The organism is Glutamicibacter sp. B1, from assembly GCF_039602135.1.
Classification (GTDB): domain Bacteria; phylum Actinomycetota; class Actinomycetes; order Actinomycetales; family Micrococcaceae; genus Glutamicibacter; species Glutamicibacter ectropisis.
This window is the reverse complement of the sequence record NZ_CP125942.1, coordinates 2,680,188-2,697,852: the sequence shown is the minus strand read 5'-3', so window position 1 is coordinate 2,697,852 and position 17,665 is coordinate 2,680,188. Positions and strand designations below refer to the sequence as shown.

General features: G+C 55.4%; 17 protein-coding genes and 1 tRNA gene. 9 read left to right on the top strand and 9 right to left on the bottom strand.

Annotation, left to right across the window (positions count from 1 at the left end):
* Positions 1-49 precede the first annotated feature (49 nt).
* From QMQ05_RS12670 to QMQ05_RS12640, 7 genes are all read right to left on the bottom strand, one after another.
* Complete coding sequence (locus tag QMQ05_RS12670; RefSeq protein ID WP_345470516.1) at positions 50-1,594, bottom strand: helicase HerA-like domain-containing protein; 1,545 nt, start codon at positions 1,592-1,594, stop codon at positions 50-52.
* An 18-nt stretch (positions 1,595-1,612) separates the two neighbouring features.
* On the bottom strand, positions 1,613-2,380 hold the full coding sequence (locus QMQ05_RS12665) for an amino acid ABC transporter ATP-binding protein (RefSeq protein WP_345470514.1): 768 nt from the start codon (positions 2,378-2,380) through the stop codon (positions 1,613-1,615).
* Positions 2,367-3,032, bottom strand: a complete 666-nt coding sequence (locus QMQ05_RS12660; RefSeq protein ID WP_345470512.1) for an amino acid ABC transporter permease — start codon at positions 3,030-3,032, stop codon at positions 2,367-2,369. Before QMQ05_RS12660 ends, QMQ05_RS12665 begins: the two co-directional genes overlap by 14 nt.
* An 83-nt stretch (positions 3,033-3,115) precedes the next feature.
* Positions 3,116-3,925: an amino acid ABC transporter substrate-binding protein gene (locus QMQ05_RS12655; protein ID WP_176715427.1), complete on the bottom strand. Its 810-nt coding sequence runs from the start codon at positions 3,923-3,925 to the stop codon at positions 3,116-3,118.
* An 87-nt stretch (positions 3,926-4,012) separates the two neighbouring features.
* Entirely contained in the window at positions 4,013-4,942 is a 930-nt protein-coding gene (locus tag QMQ05_RS12650) for an AEC family transporter (RefSeq protein ID WP_345470509.1), read from the bottom strand.
* Positions 4,943-5,012: 70 nt separating this feature from the next.
* Positions 5,013-5,083 (bottom strand) — tRNA-Gly (locus QMQ05_RS12645).
* Between the two features lie 96 nt (positions 5,084-5,179).
* Complete coding sequence (locus QMQ05_RS12640; protein WP_058256715.1) at positions 5,180-5,671, bottom strand: SseB family protein; 492 nt, start codon at positions 5,669-5,671, stop codon at positions 5,180-5,182.
* Between the two features lie 111 nt (positions 5,672-5,782).
* Between QMQ05_RS12640 and QMQ05_RS12635 the strand changes: the two genes are divergently transcribed.
* Both QMQ05_RS12635 and QMQ05_RS12630 read left to right on the top strand, forming a co-directional pair.
* Positions 5,783-7,489, top strand: a complete 1,707-nt coding sequence (locus QMQ05_RS12635) for a fumarate hydratase (protein ID WP_058256714.1) — start codon at positions 5,783-5,785, stop codon at positions 7,487-7,489.
* Positions 7,490-7,665: 176 nt separating this feature from the next.
* The gene (locus QMQ05_RS12630; RefSeq protein WP_345470506.1) at positions 7,666-8,007 is read left to right on the top strand and encodes a hypothetical protein; all 342 of its coding nucleotides are present in this window, start codon (positions 7,666-7,668) and stop codon (positions 8,005-8,007) included.
* A 10-nt stretch (positions 8,008-8,017) separates the two neighbouring features.
* Here QMQ05_RS12630 and QMQ05_RS12625 read toward each other — a convergent pair whose 3' ends face one another.
* Positions 8,018-8,887 (bottom strand): M15 family metallopeptidase, encoded by an 870-nt coding sequence (locus tag QMQ05_RS12625; RefSeq protein ID WP_345470504.1) that lies wholly within the window; start codon positions 8,885-8,887, stop codon positions 8,018-8,020.
* Positions 8,888-9,102: 215 nt separating this feature from the next.
* Here QMQ05_RS12625 and dcd point away from each other — a divergent pair, with 215 nt between their 5' ends.
* Positions 9,103-9,684, top strand: coding sequence for a dCTP deaminase (dcd, locus tag QMQ05_RS12620; protein ID WP_345470502.1), 582 nt, complete (start codon positions 9,103-9,105; stop codon positions 9,682-9,684).
* A gap of 66 nt (positions 9,685-9,750) precedes the next feature.
* On the opposite strand, the gene QMQ05_RS12615 is transcribed toward dcd, so the two are convergent.
* The gene (locus tag QMQ05_RS12615; protein WP_345474743.1) at positions 9,751-11,055 is read right to left on the bottom strand and encodes an MFS transporter; all 1,305 of its coding nucleotides are present in this window, start codon (positions 11,053-11,055) and stop codon (positions 9,751-9,753) included.
* Between the two features lie 243 nt (positions 11,056-11,298).
* Here QMQ05_RS12615 and QMQ05_RS12610 point away from each other — a divergent pair, with 243 nt between their 5' ends.
* From QMQ05_RS12610 to mnhG, 6 genes are read left to right on the top strand one after another with little or no spacing between them, the layout of a single operon-like run.
* Entirely contained in the window at positions 11,299-14,268 is a 2,970-nt protein-coding gene (locus QMQ05_RS12610; protein ID WP_345470500.1) for a Na+/H+ antiporter subunit A, read from the top strand.
* Positions 14,265-14,714, top strand: a complete 450-nt coding sequence (locus QMQ05_RS12605) for a Na(+)/H(+) antiporter subunit C (RefSeq protein ID WP_022874324.1) — start codon at positions 14,265-14,267, stop codon at positions 14,712-14,714. The genes QMQ05_RS12610 and QMQ05_RS12605 overlap by 4 nt, the downstream gene beginning before the upstream one ends.
* Positions 14,711-16,312, top strand: coding sequence for a Na+/H+ antiporter subunit D (locus tag QMQ05_RS12600; protein WP_345470497.1), 1,602 nt, complete (start codon positions 14,711-14,713; stop codon positions 16,310-16,312). Before QMQ05_RS12605 ends, QMQ05_RS12600 begins: the two co-directional genes overlap by 4 nt.
* Before the next feature lie 8 nt (positions 16,313-16,320).
* Entirely contained in the window at positions 16,321-16,956 is a 636-nt protein-coding gene (locus QMQ05_RS12595; RefSeq protein ID WP_345470495.1) for a Na+/H+ antiporter subunit E, read from the top strand.
* Entirely contained in the window at positions 16,953-17,219 is a 267-nt protein-coding gene (locus QMQ05_RS12590; protein ID WP_058256707.1) for a monovalent cation/H+ antiporter complex subunit F, read from the top strand. The genes QMQ05_RS12595 and QMQ05_RS12590 overlap by 4 nt, the downstream gene beginning before the upstream one ends.
* Entirely contained in the window at positions 17,219-17,611 is a 393-nt protein-coding gene (mnhG, locus tag QMQ05_RS12585) for a monovalent cation/H(+) antiporter subunit G (protein ID WP_345470493.1), read from the top strand. The genes QMQ05_RS12590 and mnhG overlap by 1 nt, the downstream gene beginning before the upstream one ends.
* Positions 17,612-17,665: the final 54 nt, after the last annotated feature.

The window sequence follows — 17,665 nt, the reverse complement described above, 5'->3', positions numbered from 1 at the left end:
GGTTTCGGGCTCCAGACTCTAACTGGCAGGTAAAAAACGGCGGATCTTACTAACGACGGCGACGCTTTCGGTTGCCAAACATGCCTCGCAGCAGTTCGCGCCCGATCATTGATGCAGCATCCATGGCCATGTCCATCATGGGATTTGGTTCGGCCTTTGGCGCGCGCTGCTGTCGAGGTGCCGGAGCTGGTGGAGCTTCGACTGGTGCCTGAGGTTCTGGAGCGGTTTCTGGCACCGCACCCTGTGCCTTAGCTTCGAGCATCTCACGAGCGGACTCACGGTCTACGGCGGTGGCATAGCGCGAGGCCAAAGGGGAAGCCTTCAAATTGGTATCCACTACTTCAGCCGAGGCCGGCCCGATGACCGATCCTGGCGAAGACATCTTGGTCCAAGCTACCGGGGTCGGGGCCCCCTTTTCACTAAGCACCGTGATCACTGCCTCGCCAACACCCGCCTGGGTGAGGGCCTCTTGCAAATCAACACCATTTTCCGGGAAGGTCTTGATGATCTTCTTCAGCGCACTTTGATCCTTGGCGGTGAACACGCGCACCGCATGCTGAATACGGTTACCCAGCTGGCCGAGTACTTCATCGGGCAGATCGGTAGGGGACTGGGTGATGAAGAACAACCCCACACCCTTGGAACGAATCAAACGCACCGTATTGATAATGGCATCGGTGAAGGCCTTGGTAGCGTCCTTGAAGAGCAGGTGCGCTTCGTCAAGGAAGAACACCAGCTTCGGCTTGTCCAGGTCGCCGGCTTCGGGCAAGTCTTCAAAGAGGTCTGCCAAGAGCCACATGAGGAACGTCGAAAACAGCATGGGCTGTTTATTCACTGAGGGCAGTTCCAAGACGTTGATGACGCCGCTACCGTCTTCGCGAACCTGCAAGAAGTCGGCGGTATCAAACTCCGGCTGTCCAAAGAACTGATCCAACCCCTGGGTCTGCATGATCGTAATGCCACGCAAGATCACCGACGCGGTGGAGGCAGAAACACCGCCAAGATTCTTCAGCGCTTCGGCACCAGCATCACTGACTAGGAAGCTGATGACGGACTTTACATCGCTCAGATCATCAAGTGGGAGTTTATTAGAGTCTGCGTAGTGGAAGATCAGCTGCAAGCATTCTTCCTGCGTTTCATTCAGTTCCAGGACACGAGCCAACAGGATCGGGCCGAAGGCATCAACGCTGGCACGCACCGGGGTTCCATGAGTTCCTTCACCCAAGGAAAGGAACTCGACAGGGTTGGCGCGAGGCGAGAATTCCTTGCCCATTTCAGCTAAACGAGCCGTGAGCTTTTCCGAGCCTTCGGCGGCCTGAGCTAGACCTGAGAGGTCGCCTTTAACGTCTGCTAAGAAGACCGGGACCCCGGCCTTGCTCAGTTGTTCTGCCATCAGCTGTAGGGTCACAGTCTTACCTGTACCGGTGGCACCGGCCACCAGACCGTGACGGTTGAGCATCTTCAGTGGCAACCGGATCGGTGCGGTTGGCTCTGGCTTACCATCAATCAGGGCTACACCGAGATCAAGGCCGTCCGTAGAAAAGTTGTAGCCTTCGACGAGGCTGGTCAGCAATGCATTTGTATCCTGGGTCATAGCAGTACTCTATGCTTTCTAGAACGGGTGCAAAAGACGTTGAACGAAAGCTTGGGTACGAGGATTTGTTGGGGTCGACAAAACTTGGTCCGCTGCCCCAGATTCCACGACGACACCGCCGTCCATAAAAACGACCGTGTCGGCCACGTCTCTGGCGAAGGCTAACTCGTGCGTTACCAGCACCATGGACCAGCCCTCTTGGGCGAGTTCCTTGATCACGCTGAGCACCTCACCGACGAGTTCGGGATCAAGCGCGCTGGTGGGTTCATCAAAGAGCAGCAAATCCGGTTGCTGCATCAGGGCACGAACAATTCCCACGCGTTGCTGTTGACCACCGGAGAGCGAATTCGGGTAGGCGTCAGCCTTCGCTCCCAGACCAACTCGGTCTAAGAGCTTGCGGGCTTCTTCGAGAACCTGATTCTTAGGGCGTTTCTGCACCTCGATAGGTCCGATGGTGACATTTTGTAGCACCGTAAGATGCGGGAAAAGATGGTGGCCCTGGAAGACCATCGCCGAACGTTCCCGGAGAATCTGCGCCTGTTTGGTTTTGGTCTTGGCATCGAAGTTCACCTGCGGTCCACCGTGGAAAGCGACGGTTCCCACGTCAGCGATTTCGAGTCCGTTCAAGCACCGCAATGCGGTCGTTTTGCCTGAACCCGAAGGGCCGATGAGCGCAACAACTTCACCGGAGTGGACAGTAAAATCAATGCCCTTGAGAACTTGGTTCTCACCAAATGCCTTGTGTAGGCCGGTGACGCTGAGCAAGGTTGAGCTATTTTGCGACATACTTTTCCAGCCTTCCTTCAACAGAATTTTGCAGGGCGGAGAGCAACAGACAGATCACCCAGTAGATTGCGGCCGCTTCACAGTACAACAGCATGAACTCATAGGTTGATGCCGTGATTTCCTGGGCCTTGCGGAACATTTCGGTGACCAGAATGGTCGAAGCAAGTGAGGTGTCCTTCACCAGTGAGATGAAGGAATTAGACAGTGGTGGGATCGCCACGCGGGTGGCCTGCGGGAGAATCAGCCGGTAGAGGCTGCGCGTGCGCGACATGCCTAGGGTGTAACCCGCTTCCCACTGCCCTGCAGGAACGGAGAGGATTGCAGCACGAATAATTTCGGCCGCGTAGCCACCGATATTCAGGCTGAAGGCGATGATTGCACTGGGCAAAGGATCAATGGTGATCCCCAATGAGGGCATGCCATAAAAGATGACGAATAACTGCACCAACAGGGGAGTGCCGCGAATAATCGAAATGTAGACGCGGGCAATGCCCGAGAGCACCGGGTTCTTGCTGATCCGCATCAAAGCTATGACCAAGGCGATCGCCAGCCCAAGGGCAAAACTGATCAGCGCTAGGGGAATAGTTGCGGTGATTGCACCCTTGGCCAAGGGCCAGAGCGAATCGATAAATAACTGCCAATTCGAATCCATGAGCTACCTTCGAGACAAACGAGACTGGCCCCACGCTGGGTACGTGTGGAGCCAGTCTACTGTTTCACTAGGGAAAGTGTCGGCTATTTGCTGACGTCTTCGCCGAAGTACTTTTCGGAGATCGTGGCTAGTTCGCCGTCAGAGCGCAGCTGATCCAAGGCATCATCGATCGCTTTCTGCAGATCCTCGGAGCCCTGGCGCATCGTCACTGCTGATTCGCTCTTGTCCGCGGATTCAGCGGCAATCTTGATGCTGTCATCGGGGTTAGTCTTCTGGGAATCCAAGAAGGTCAGCTTGTCATTAACCGTGGCATCCACACGACCCTGCTTGAGCAAGGTGACTGACTGGGCCCAGCCTTCTACTGGTTCGATGGTCGCTCCGGCAGCCTTGGCCGCTTCGTAGAAGCTACTGGTCAGTGACTGCGCGGTCTTTTTGCCCTTAAGGGAGTCGAAGGAAGTGATGTCCGTGTTATCGCTCTTGGTCACCACGACGCCCTCAGAAACGGTGTATGGCTCGGAGAAGAGATACTTCTTTTCACGCTCTGGGTTGATGGCTACCTGGTTGGCGATCACGTCGAAGCGTCCGGCATCAAGACCCGCAAAAATTGCATCCCACTGAGTTTCCTGGAACTTGACCTCAACGCCCATCTTTTCACCGACGGCCTTGATCACATCAACGTCGTAACCGGTCAGATCGCTACCTTCGTGGTAGGAGAACGGGCGGTAGGTTCCCTCGGTGCCAACGGTCAAAACACCGGCGTCCTTCACCTTTTGCAGAGCCGAACCGCTCTGTTCAGAAGTGGATGACTCGGTGGAGCCACCGGAAGAACCGCAGGCGCTCAGGGACAGGGCAAGAACTGCGGCGGTAGCCAACAAAGGAATGGTGCGCTTCATGATGACCTCACTCAAAGGGGGTTGATTGTGCTCTACTCCTAGCAACAGTCTAGAGACACCCGCTTATTCCGACGGTCAAAAGTTACACTAAATTCCCAAGATGAGAGCCAGCACCATCATGAGAGGTATAGCGCAGATGGTGGTGATCAGCACCGTATCTTTGGCCACGATGACCCCATGGTTATAACGAGAGGCCGTCACGAAGATATTTTGGGCTGTTGGCAGGCCAGCCATGATGACCGAAGCCACCAGCATTTCGCCACGTAGTCCGAACACTAGATAAGCAAATACCCAAGCTAGCGCCGGATGGATCACGAGTTTGGCTGCGCTACCGATGAGCACATCAGCGCGTCGTGCCGATTTCTTCTCCAAGGGTTTGGAACCAACCAATGAGATACCGAAGGCCATGAGCATGCACGGAATGGACGCCCCAGCAATCAGATCAATGGGTTCAAGCACAATGGAAGGCAACTTGAACCCGGTCAACGCCACAACAAGCCCGAGCATTGAGCCAATAATCATTGGATTTTTCACCGTCGCTAGCAACAACGCCAGTGGGGTGGTGCGGTGGCGCGAGGTAGTAGCGTCAAGCATTGCCAGATTGATCGGCTGATATAACGCTAACTGGAACAAGATAATGGGTGCTGCAAATGAAGCGTCACCGAGCACGTAGAGGGCGATGGGCAGGCCAAGATTCGCTGAGTTCACTGTAGAAGCAGACATCGCGGCGATGATTCGTTCCGAAGCTGATCGCTTCAGCCAGCGAGTGGTGACCAGGTAGTAGATCACCGCGGTCAGGGCCGCTGATATCGCAGCCACCCACAACAGTGGTCCCAATACTGCAACAGGATCTGACTCTGCCAGGGTCGTAAAGAGTAGGGCAGGCGAAGCGACGAAGAAGGTCACTCGACTCAGGACATGGCGACCTTGCTCGCCCAACACCCCGGTACGTCCCACCAGATAACCAACTGCAATGACCACCCAGATGATGGAGAAGCCTTCGAGGACACCTGTCATCGTGCTCCTTCGTAGTGACCTGAGAAAACGAAAACGTCGGGGCACCTGGTGGTACCCCGACGTCAATGCGAGCGGGCGACGGGAATCGAACCCGCGTATCGAGCTTGGGAAGCTAGCGCTCTACCATTGAGCTACGCCCGCAGGTGCTCCGAGCGGCCTATTGACGGCTCGGGCAAGAAACAGCATATCCCACGAATATGACCCGTCGGTAAACGGCGCGAGTAATCGTGGCGAAAGTTACGATTGATCTTCAGATTGCTGATTTAGGATCTGCTGTTGCAAGATGGCTACGCCGTCAGCTGGAACCTCAAAGCTCAGTTCATCGCCCGGATTCACAACAAATCCGGTGTTCTCCAGTGCCCGCACCACAGTGGCACCCTGCACCTTAACCCCATACGGGGCCTGATCGATATAACTCGATGGAATGCGTTCAAGAGTGGTGAACAGTGCCACCACGGCTTCACCGGTGGGATTGGTCAGCATCATCGGCTGAGCGTTTTTATTCTCTCCGGTGACTTCTTCGCGGGAGAGGAAGTACACCTCGGCGCTCATGAAGGCACCAATCACGGAGCCGGAGAGCTCTGGTTTGTTCAGCCCAGCCTGCAGCATCATTTCGAAGTGCGTTTTTGGCTTGGCACGGTACTGATCCATGGGTGTTTCGATGATCGCATCTGGAGTTTGTTCCGGATCTTGACCATCGCGTGGCGCAGGCGTGTTCTCGGTGCTCATGTACTACAGCATGTCGCGATAAAGGCTCAGGTGCAAACGGCGAATGCGGGAAATTCGGGGTCAAGGCCTAAAATGAGAGATGAGCACCCACGATTGAATCAAGGACTGAGCATGCCTGAATTCCGTTATGAGGATCTTCTGCCAATTGGCGAAGATACTACCCCGTACCGCAAAATTTCCTCCGAAGGCGTCGAGGTCGTCGCCGGTCCGGATGGGAAAAACTTCCTGAAGGTCGCGCCAGAGGCATTGGAGCAGCTGGCCGAAACCGCACTGCACGACATTTCGCACTATCTGCGTCCGGCCCACCTGCAGCAGCTACGCAACATCCTCGACGATGAGGAAGCCAGCCCGAACGATAAGTTCGTGGCACTTGACCTACTGAAGAACGCCAACATTGCCGCTGGTGGCATCCTGCCGATGTGCCAGGACACCGGTACCGCAATTGTGATGGGTAAGCGCGGACAGCGCGTGCTGTCCGAAGAGCAGGATGAGATTTCGCTATCGCGCGGTATCTACAACGCCTACACCAAGCTGAACCTGCGTTACTCGCAGCTGGCGCCAATCACCACCTGGGAAGAGAAGGCCACCGGCAACAACCTCCCAGCACAGATCGATCTGTACGCCAACACCAAGGACGGTGCTGATACCAGCTACAAGTTCTTGTTCATGGCTAAGGGCGGTGGCTCGGCCAACAAGTCCTTCCTGTACCAGGAAACCAAGGCTATTCTCAACGAGAATGCCATGTTGAAGTTCCTCGACGAGAAGCTGCGTTCCTTGGGCACCGCTGCTTGCCCTCCGTACCACCTGTCCATCGTTATCGGTGGTACCAGTGCCGAAATGGCGCTGAAGACCGCCAAGTATGGTTCGGCCAAGTACCTGGACTCGCTACCTACCGAAGGCGCGATGACCGGCCGTGGCTTCCGCGATACCGAGCTGGAAGAAAAGGTTCTGGAACTGACCCGCCACTTCGGCATTGGTGCACAGTTTGGTGGCAAGTACTTCTGCCACGACGTTCGCGTGGTTCGTTTGCCTCGCCACGGTGCTTCGATGCCAGTGGCCATCGCAGTGTCTTGCTCGGCTGACCGCCAGATGCTGGCCAAGATCACCGAAGAGGGCCTGTTCGTGGAGCAGCTGGAAACTGATCCAGCACGTTTCATGCCAGATGAAAACCACCCAGCCATTGCTGCTCACGGCGATGAAACCGATGGCGTCACCGGTACCGGTGGCAGCTCCGTGGTGAAGATCGATCTGAATAAGCCAATGGACGAGATCCTGGCTGAACTGACCAAGTTCCCAGTCAAGACGCGTCTGTCGCTGACCGGTCCGCTGGTGGTGGCCCGCGATATCGCGCACGCGAAGATCAAGGAACGTCTGGACGCTGGCGAAGAGATGCCACAGTACCTCAAGGACCACCCGGTCTACTATGCAGGTCCTGCAAAGACTCCGGAAGGAATGCCTTCGGGATCCTTCGGTCCAACCACTGCAGGTCGCATGGATTCATATGTAGATCAGTTCCAGGCGGCTGGCGGTTCGATGGTCATGCTGGCCAAGGGCAACCGTTCCAAGCAGGTCACCGATGCATGTAACACCCATGGTGGTTTCTACCTAGGTTCCATCGGCGGCCCAGCAGCACGACTGGCTCAGGATTGCATTAAGAAGGTCGAAATCCTCGAGTATGAGGAATTGGGCATGGAAGCAATCTGGAAGATTGAGGTTGAGGACTTCCCAGCCTTCATCGTGGTTGATGACAAGGGTGAGGACTTCTTCGCTGAAACTCTGAAGCCAACCTTTACCGGCATTCCGGTTCGCGCGAAGTAATTTTCGTTGCTCTCAGGGCTGTCAGTAGTTTTTATACTGCTGGCAGCCCTTTGGCGATTCTTAGCCGATGCACAGGGCTAAATAGGGGATAGCAGAGGCATTCTCTTCTATGGGTTCGGTAGAATTTAGGTTGCTTCGAACGCGCTGGAAGCATCAATGGGATGAAGGGTAGAGCTGTGAGACGACTGCTGGTCGTGAATGTGCTGCTTGGCATCCCTGGAATTATTTACTACTGGATGCTTAGCCTGATGGTGCTCCGGGACCCGATGACCACATGGGGTAGAACAGTACGTGATCTGTATGAGACACACTCAATTTTGCCGGTTCAAGTTGTGCTGGGCCCACCTTTAGCCATCGGCACGATTATTTGGGTGCTCTCCAACGTGAACCTTGTTTATCGAAGGAAACGCGCCGGGTCCTGCCAGAAAGCCAGCGGTAAGTTTTGGCACTGGTTCATTGCGCTGGTGGCGTCGTTGATTCCAACCGCGGTGTTCTTATGCATTGCCGCCTTTTTCTAGGCGAAGCACTTTATTCGGTGAAGCCGAAACCCCAGTCACGGTAGGGTGGCAGGAATCGTAGAACCAGAAGGTCGTCTTCCTTCACTACGCCGTGCCCGACTTCTTCGGAATCCTTTGCTGACTCTTTCTCCGACTTATCCGAAGAATCAGATTCCTCTTCCTTGGCTACAGTGGATGCTTCGGCTTTAGGTTCTTCGAGTGACTTGCTGAGCATCTGGAAATACTCTTCGTAGGTTTCCGCACCAGATTCGGCTAAGGCCTTGGCATGTTCTTTGCCAATGTAGCGCACATGCCATGGCTCATATTTGTAACCGGTGATCTCTTCCTTACCCTGTGGGTAACGGATGATCAGCCCGTAGTCACTGGCGTGTTTCGCAATCCAAATACCGGCAGGCGTTTGGCCGAACTCTTCCTTCAACTCGGCCCTACTGTTGGTGTATCCCAAGTCTGCCGCTAGTCCCAGTTGGTGTTCGCTGGTACCTGGGCGGGCGGAAATACGTTCCGCGTAGGCTGTTCCGTACTTGGACTGGTACTGATTAAAAAGTGCTGCCTGTCGTTCATAGGAACGGTACGCACTGAGCAACTTAATGGAATGCCCAGCGGCGCGAGCATCAGCGATCAGGTCTTCGACTGCTTGTGCAGCTTCTGCGCGCAAAGTCAGTCCGGTACCGCCAACACTGACTAATTTTGTTGGGGTGTAATCTTCAGGCGAGAGCTTGGTGGTTGGGTTAATAAGGGCCAGCATGCTTGAAGCGTCGGAAAGCTGAGCGCTTTCAACGGCAGGTAAGTCTTCGGCAGGAGCAGCCAAAGATGCCGGAGCAGCAGAGAGCAACAGGGCCGAAGCAAGTACGGTGCCGGTCAGCGCGGAGGCTAGACGCATGATGTTATTAACCCTCGTGTCGTGAAGTGATGATGGGGCACTAACCCCACGTTAACGATAGCTGGAATTTCTGGGGAAGTAATGGGAAATCCGTCACTGCCTCAGTGAACAAAACATGACTTTTCGCTAATCAGCGATCGGCCCGTTGATAAGAAAACCTACATATTTGCTCGAAGAGTTCAACGATTGGGCATTCTCACGATAAATTTGAAGGCGTGTTGTATTCAGATGGTGACATTCGTCGAGAAATAGCGTCCGGTGAGATTGGGCTTGAGCCCTATGACCCGAATATGGTCCAGCCCGCATCCGTGGACGTTCGTATTGACCGGTTCTTCCGGTTGTTCGACAACCACAAATATGCGCATATCGATCCATCGGTGGAGCAAGATGAGCTAACCCGTCTGGTCGAGGTAGACCCGGATGAACCGTTTATTCTCCACCCCGGAGAATTTGTCTTGGGCTCCACCTATGAAGTCGTGACCCTGGGACACTCCGTAGCTGCACGTCTGGAAGGTAAGAGCTCATTGGGCCGCCTCGGACTGCTCACCCACTCCACCGCCGGGTTCATCGATCCCGGATTCTCGGGTCACGTGACCTTGGAACTTTCCAATATGGCGACCTTGCCCATCAAGCTATGGCCAGGATCGAAGATTGGCCAACTGTGCTTCTTCAAGCTCACCTCGGCCACCGAACACCCCTACGGTTCCGGACCCTATGGTAATCGCTACCAAGGACAGCGAGGGCCGACAGCATCACGCAGTCACCTGAACTTCCATCGAACAACTATCGCGAACTAAACGCGAGAATGGATCGGCCCGCAGGGGCCGATCCATTCTGCATAACTGCACAATCCGAACAGCAGCCTAAGCGTTAGATTCTCGTGGTGATCGAATAGGCAGCAATAGTAGTAGGCCAAGCGCTAGGACGACGAGAATGCCCAAGATGCCATAACGTTGAGCACTGCCGGTAGCGACCAGCGGGGTAGCCAAGGCAATGGCCAGGCCGAATAGTCCGGGAGCCAGGAATGAGACGGCTCGGCCCGTGGTGGCATAAAGTCCAAAGAGCTCACCCTCTCGACCTTCAGGGATCAAGCGTGCCAGATACGAGCGCGATGCTGCCTGGGCTGGCCCTACGAAGAGGCACAGGAGCAATCCGAAGATCCAGAACCCGCTGGCTCCGGGGGAGAAGAAGACGCCAGTGCCGGCTACCAAGAGACCGATCAGTGAACCGCAGATGACCATCTTTGGGCCCAATATGTCATCGAGTCGTCCACCGAGAACTGCTCCGAGGGCAGCCACCAGGTTGCCGACGATCGCAAAAATAATGACATCAGAGGCTGCGAAGCCAAAGGTTCCGGCTGCGATGACGCCGCCGAAAGTGAAGATGGCTGCCAAGCCATCGCGGAACACCGCTGATGAGCAGAGGAAGAACAGCAGATTTCGGTCGCTGCGCCACAGGTTCTTGATGGTGGTGAACAGTACCTTGTATGAATCTTTAAGTGGGATCTTCACCGCGCTGGATGCAGCTGATTCAGGGATGATGAAAAACAGTGGCAGGGCAAAGACCAAGCACCAGGCGGCCGAGAAAAGTGCAATCAATCGTAGGTTCAGGGAATTTTCGGTGGACGCACCGGGCCACTGAACGATCGGCTCAACAAAGCCGAAGAGCACCAGTGCCAGGGCAAGGATTCCGCCAACATATCCCATGCCCCATCCAAAGCCAGAAACCTTTCCGACGGTGGCTTTGGTGGAGATCTGATTGAGCACGGCGTTGTAGTTCACGCCAGCGAATTCACTGACCACTGACATCAAGGCGATGAGAATGGCGCCGAACCATAGGTACTGTTCGCTTGGGTAAACGAAGAAACAGGCCGCGCACACGGCAACAAGGATGAGCGTATTGACGACAATCCATATTTTCCGTCGCCCTGCGGCATCAGCCCGTAATCCGGTCACCGGCACTAATACGGCGATCGCTAGGCCACCTACGGTCAGTGCCTGAGAGAGCACCAATGAGGCGTGGTCCTTATCGCCAAAGAGATCGCTGGTGAGATAGACGGTGAAGACGAAGGTGATCATGACGGCGTTAATGGCCGCCTGACCCCAGTCCCAGCTTGCCCAGGCCCAGGTGTACTTGTTGAGCCACTTATCGCTGACCGGCGGTGACATCGGCTGATTGATTGACATGGTCGCATAGTACCTGTTGCAAGAGAACGGTTAGTGAAACTCCCACGGAATTTAGACATTCCTGTGTAACAGTGCAAAATCAGCTGATCGCGGAAACGATAGAAAATATTCCTCTAACGACACATTCCACGGAATCGATACCCCTCTGGCTGATAAAATTGCAGGTGCAGACTATTTTTCGTGGTCATCGCACTCTGCCCAACCGCCAGTCGACAGAGGAGACGCGTGCTAGTAATTCTCACTGCGCTGTTCGTGACCGCTTTTTTGTGCCCAATCTTATTCCGGGTGCTTAAACGAAATGCCTTTTATGTGGTGGCGGTCGTCCCTGCAGTGGGATTCATCTGGTTGCTGACTCAGCTTCCCACAGTCCTTGCCGCCGATAATTCCTTGGCTAACGGTGCACCCAACGCGCCACCGTCCATCAGCATTCAATGGATCCCCGGTCTGAATATCGGGTTGAACTTCCGCATGGACTCACTCGCGGCAACGATCTTGCTGCTGATTCTCGGTGTCGGCGCCCTAGTGCTGTTCTATTGCGCCCGCTACTTCAAGAATGATGACCCGCAAATCGGTGGCTTCGCCGCCAAAATGGTGGCCTTCGCCGGTGCCATGACCGGACTGGTCACCGCCGATGACGTCATCATCATGTTCATCTTCTGGGAAATCACCAGTGTGCTTTCCTACTTGCTGATTGGCTTCAATCAGGCGCTGATCACCGCTCGACGTTCGGCCATGAACGCACTGATCATCACCACCCTAGGTGGTTTGGTCATGCTCGCTGGGATCTTGATGATCGGTGCGACGGCAGGCAGCTACCAGCTCTCTGAAATCATGGCCTCCGCGGACCAGCTGGTTTCCTTGGGAACCTACACCGATGTAGCTGTTGCCTTGATTATCGTGGGCGCGATTTCGAAGTCGGCCTTGGTGCCTTTCCACTTCTGGCTTCCCGGCGCGATGGCCGCTCCGACACCAGTGTCCGCGTACCTGCACGCCGCAGCGATGGTGAAGGCCGGCGTCTACCTGATTGCCCGAATGGCTCCCGGCTTTGCGGACACCAACTTGTGGGCTCCAATGACCGTGGGTATCGGTATTCTGACCATGATCATTGGTGGCTTCCGTGCGCTAAAGCAGTATGACCTCAAGCTGATTTTGGCTTTTGGAACCGTGTCTCAGCTCGGCTTCATCATTGCGATCTTTGGCTTTGGCACACCCGAAGCCGCATTTGCCGCGTTGGCCATGACTCTGGCACACGGTCTGTTTAAAGCGACCCTGTTCCTCAGCGTGGGCATCATTGACCACAACACCGGTACGCGTGATATCCGAAAGCTCAGCGGACTACGTCGAGCAATGCCGATCCTCACCGTCACCGCCGGTATCGCAGCTGCCTCCATGGCAGGTGTCCCACTGCTCTTTGGTTTCGTAGCCAAAGAAGCGGTGTATGAATCAGCGCTTCATCTTGATACTCCGTGGGGCTGGGCTGCCCTTGTCGGGCTCGTGCTCGGCGCCGGTTTGACCATGGGTTACTCACTGCGCTTCTTCTTCGGAGCTTTCGGCGTGAAGAAGAAATCGGTACCGGCCCTGATCTGCAAGGCACCGACCCTGATCTTCTTGGCGCCACTACTGGTGCTCTCAGCACTGACACTATTCCTTGGCCTCTACCCGCAGCTGGTCGAACCACTGATGATTCACTGGTCCGCAGCACAAGGCGGTCCAGGGAAGATGCACCTGCTGGCATTCGCAGGGCTGAACCCTGCACTGGGGCTTAGCGCAATTTCGGTGAGCCTTGGTTTGATCTTCTACTGGATCCGCCGCCGTAGCGATACCGGCGCACCACTGCGTCGCATGACAATCTCGGCCGAAGAAATTTACCGTATGTCGGTGAACGTGTTGGACATGGTCGCGATTTGGATTACCGGTCGTACCCAGCGAGGTTCCTTGTCCTTCTACCTCGGCGTGATCCTTGGTGTGGTCTTGGTGATCCCACTGGGCATCGCCCTGACCGTTGCCACTCCATGGCCATCAAACTGGATTATTGCTGATCATCCGGCCCAGATCCTGATCGGCGTCATCATCATTGCCGGAGCCGTGGTGGCCATCATCGCACCAAAGCGTTTCATGGCTGTGCTCATGGTTTCGGTGACCGGCTACGGCATGGTGGCAATTTTTGCGTTGCAAGGGGCACCAGACTTGGCGCTCACGCAGCTACTGGTAGAAACCATCGTGTTGGTTTCATTCGTGCTGGCTCTGCGCGCACTGCCCAAACGTTTATGGGGTGGGATCAAACGCATCAAGTGGGGTCGTGCCCTGATGGCGATCGCCCTGGCCGTGATGGTCATTTACATTGCTATCGCTATGATGGCAGCCCGTCAAGAATCCAGCATTTCGCTGGCATGGCCTGACCTGGCGTACTACGAAGGCTATGGCAAGAACATTGTGAACGTGGCCTTGGTAGATATGCGTGTGTGGGATACCTTCGGGGAAATCACCGTGCTGGCAGCTGCCGCCACCGGTGTGGCCTCACTGATCTTCGCCGGGCGTAGCTTTGGCAGCCGAGTAAGGGCTCAAGATGTGGCTCCGGGCAGCATCGATTCGGGATCCGAAGCCATGGGTGGCAAAGAATCCAAAGAAGTGGCGCTGCGTATTGCACGACGCTTTGCCTCCAGCGACAACCAAGATTGGTTGATGGCCGGTAGCACCCTGGTGGCTGAACGACGTTCCATCATTTTTGAAGTCGTCACTCGTTTGATGTTCCACTCGGTCCTCGTGCTCTCGGTGTATACGTTGCTCGCCGGGCACAACACCCCAGGTGGTGGTTTTGCTGGAGGCCTGATCGCAGGTCTGGCATTGACCATTCGTTATCTGGCAGGTGGGCGTATTGAACTTTCAGAATCTATGCGCATTGCACCGGGCATGCTAATCGGTGGAGGCATTGCACTCGCTGGCCTAGCTGGCATTGTGCCGCTGTTGCTTGGCGATGAAATTTTCACCATGTACGCCATGGAATTTTGGTTCTTTGGTGATCAGAAGTTTGTCACCTCCACGGTGTTTGATATCGGCGTATATCTGGTGGTTCTGGGTCTGGTCCAAGACGTCCTACGCTCACTGGGCAGTGAGATCGACGCCCTCTCTGAAGGACGTAGCCCAATTGACCGCCACGATTTTGTCGAAGCATCACAGACAGGAGTTGGACGATGAGCGTGAACATCACCTTTCTCGTGATTACCGGGGTGCTGTTGGCGGCCGGATTCTATCTGGTGCTGGAACGAACCCTGACCCGTGTGCTCTTGGGCATCATGCTGCTTGGTAATGGAATTAATCTGCTGATTCTCACTAGCGGTGGACGTCGTGGTGTGGCACCGCTCTTCCAGTCCGGGCTAGCTGCCGAGGAATATTCGGATCCGTTGCCACAGGCATTGATCCTCACGGCCATCGTCATCACCTTCGCAGTGACTGCGTTCTTGCTAGCCATGATTTATCGTTCATGGACGCTGACCAGCGCCGATGAACTAGCCGATGACACCGAAGATATTAAGGTCTCGCAGAAGACCGCCTACGACGAAGAGGAAGACTCGCCAGTGGCAGAGGATACGACCGAATTCGTTGACGAAGAAGGCCGCCCAGTGCGCGAGGGGGAAGAGTGAATTTTCTTGATCTAGCACCCTTAGCAGTAGTCCTACCCATTATTGGTGCGGGCGCCGCGTTCTTGGCCCGTCGGCAAGTGCTCTTACAACGCCTGATTACGATCGGCATTCTGTGCCTGACTCTCGTTCTCGAAGCTGGGATGTTGGCAGCGGTCTGGGGAGGCGAAAGCTACGCCATCCACATCGGTGGTTGGGATTCACCATTCGGCATCGCCCTGATGGTCGATGGGTTCAGCGCGTTCATGCTGCTGATTTCTACCCTTGTCTCGCTGGCCGTGTTGTTCTTCGCCACGAGCCAGGGGTTGGCCGATGGCGATGAACCAGGCCCGGTGTCGGTGTTCCACCCGGCCTACCTGATCCTTCTTGCTGGCGTGTCCAACGCCTTCTTGGCAGCCGACCTCTTCAACCTCTATGTCGGATTCGAAATCCTGCTCACCGCCAGCTACGTCTTGCTGACCCTGGGCGGAACGGCTGAACGTATCCGCGCCGGTACCACCTACGTGGTGGTGTCGGTGGTTTCCTCGGTGATCTTCCTGATGGCCATCGCAATGACCTACGCGGCCACCGGTACGGTGAACATGGCTGACCTTGCGGTGAAGCTACCCGATCTAGACCAAGGGCCACAACTGATCCTGCACGTCCTGCTGCTAATTGCCTTCGGCATTAAAGCGGCCGTGTTCCCGCTGTCCCTGTGGCTTCCGGACTCCTACCCGACGGCCCCGGCCCCGGTGACCGCAGTGTTCGCAGGGTTGTTGACCAAGGTGGGTGTTTACGCGATTGTGCGTACCGAAACCTTGCTCTTCCCGGGCGGCGCGGTCAACGCCGGGCTACTGGTCGTGGCTACGCTGACCATGGTGATCGGTATTCTCGGTGCGCTGGCACAGACGGACTTCAAACGTATGTTGTCCTTCACCCTCACCAGCCACATTGGCTACCTGATTTTTGGAGTCGCTGTTGGGGGACCGCTAGCGATCGCCGCGACCATCTACTACGTGGGGCACCACATCATTGTGCAGACTTCGCTATTCATGGTGGCCGGTCTGATTGAACGTCGTGCCGGAAGCTCAAATGTCACCAAGCTTGGCTCGCTGGCAAAGCTTTCCCCGGCCCTGTCGTTGCTCTTCTTCATTCCTGCCATCAACTTGGGCGGTATTCCACCGTTCTCAGGGTTCTTGGGGAAGTTCGGATTGCTTCACGCGGCAGTGCAGGATGCTGACCCACTGACCTGGGTGGCAGTAGGAGCCGGGCTACTGACCAGTTTGTTGACCCTCTTGGCGATCATTCGTGTGTGGGCTCGTATCTTCTGGCGCCGTGCAGCCGATGCTGAGGCCCCAAATCCAGAACTCGTGCACGAGGCCGCTCAAGTGGCCGCTGAAACTGCCGCTGGTGGTGCGCAGAACCCTGGCTTAGGTCTCAAATTGGCGCGAGAATTAGAAGCAGAATCTTTGCCATGGGGTATGCGCTATGCGACCGGGTCACTGGTGGTCGCTGGTATTGCCTTGACCGTATTTGCGGGACCAATTTTCGAATTCTGTGAACGCGTCGCCGCACAGTTGATCGCCCGCGAACCGTACATTAGTGCGATCCTGTCATTCTGATTGGAGGGATGATGCCGACTAAGAACATGCAACCTCGTGATCAGCGTATTGATGATGCGCTAGATACCTCCGGTGTGCGCCACCGGGCTACACTCAAACAGGAATGGCCACTGTTGGCGCTGCTGATTTTTGTGTGGTGCGCACTGTGGCAAGATTTTTCGCCAGCAAACCTGATCTTCGGAGTCATTGTTTCGCTGGTCATTGTCACGCTGTTCCCGTTGCCTCCGGTGGTTCTTTCGGGCCGAGTAAACATTTGGTACTGCGTGCAGCTATTCATTTGGTTCATTGGGCAGGTCTTTGTGGCCAGCTATCAGGTGGCACGCCTGGCGATCTTCCGAGGCAAAAAAACACGCAGTGGAGTCATTGCGGTTCCCTTGCGTACCGACTCGGACTTGATTGTTACCACGGTGGGCCACGTCTTGACGTTGATCCCAGGATCCTTCGTCATTGACGTGGACCGCAGCTCATCAACACTGTATTTGCACTACATCAATATTGAGTCAAAACAGGACATGGAGCGCGCCCGGGAAGCCGTGCGTGACATCGAACGCCGGATGATTATGGCGATTGGCAGCCATGATGAATTTGATGCGATCAAGCACGAATGCGGACCGAATCTGATGAGAATGAAGGGCAAAAAATGATAGAAATCGTGATGTGGATTTGTGGCATCATGTTGGGTCTAGCGTCCATCGCCTGTGTCATCCGTGTGGCAAAGGGACCATCGATTCTTGACCGCGTTCTGGCTTTGGACGTGATGCTCCTGATTATCTCGGTAGCCCTGTGCCTAGAGATGATCTACAACAAACACACTGACTTCCTACTCTTTGTGGTGGCCGCCTGCACCTTGGGCTTCATTGGTTCGGTGACGGTCTCGCGCTACGTCTCTGACCAGAGGAACGCATAATGGAAATGTTCCTCGACATTCTCGTGGCAGTATTACTCATCCTGGGTTGCCTGATGTCCTTGATCGCTGGCATCGGTCTGCTGACCTTTCCAGACATGCTCACTCGAATGCACGCAGCCACCAAACCCCAGGTGCTCGGGTTCTTACTGATCTTCACCGGGCTCGCGATTCACCTGCGCAGCTGGGCAGTGGTTCCCGTACTCGCCTTGGCGTGGGGAATGCAGCTGCTCACGGCCCCGGTATCAGCGCACATGATTGGTCGTTCTGGTTATCGAACCAAGCACGCAGCAAAGGACTCACTCTACGCTGATGAGCTGAAGCTCGTGGTCGATAAGGTCAGTAGCATGCCAGCTACGGGTGTTATTGAAGTACCGGAGGAAGAGAAGAAGTAATATCCACGGTAGAAGCAAGCAACGGGCATCCCACCATTGGTGGGATGCCCGTTG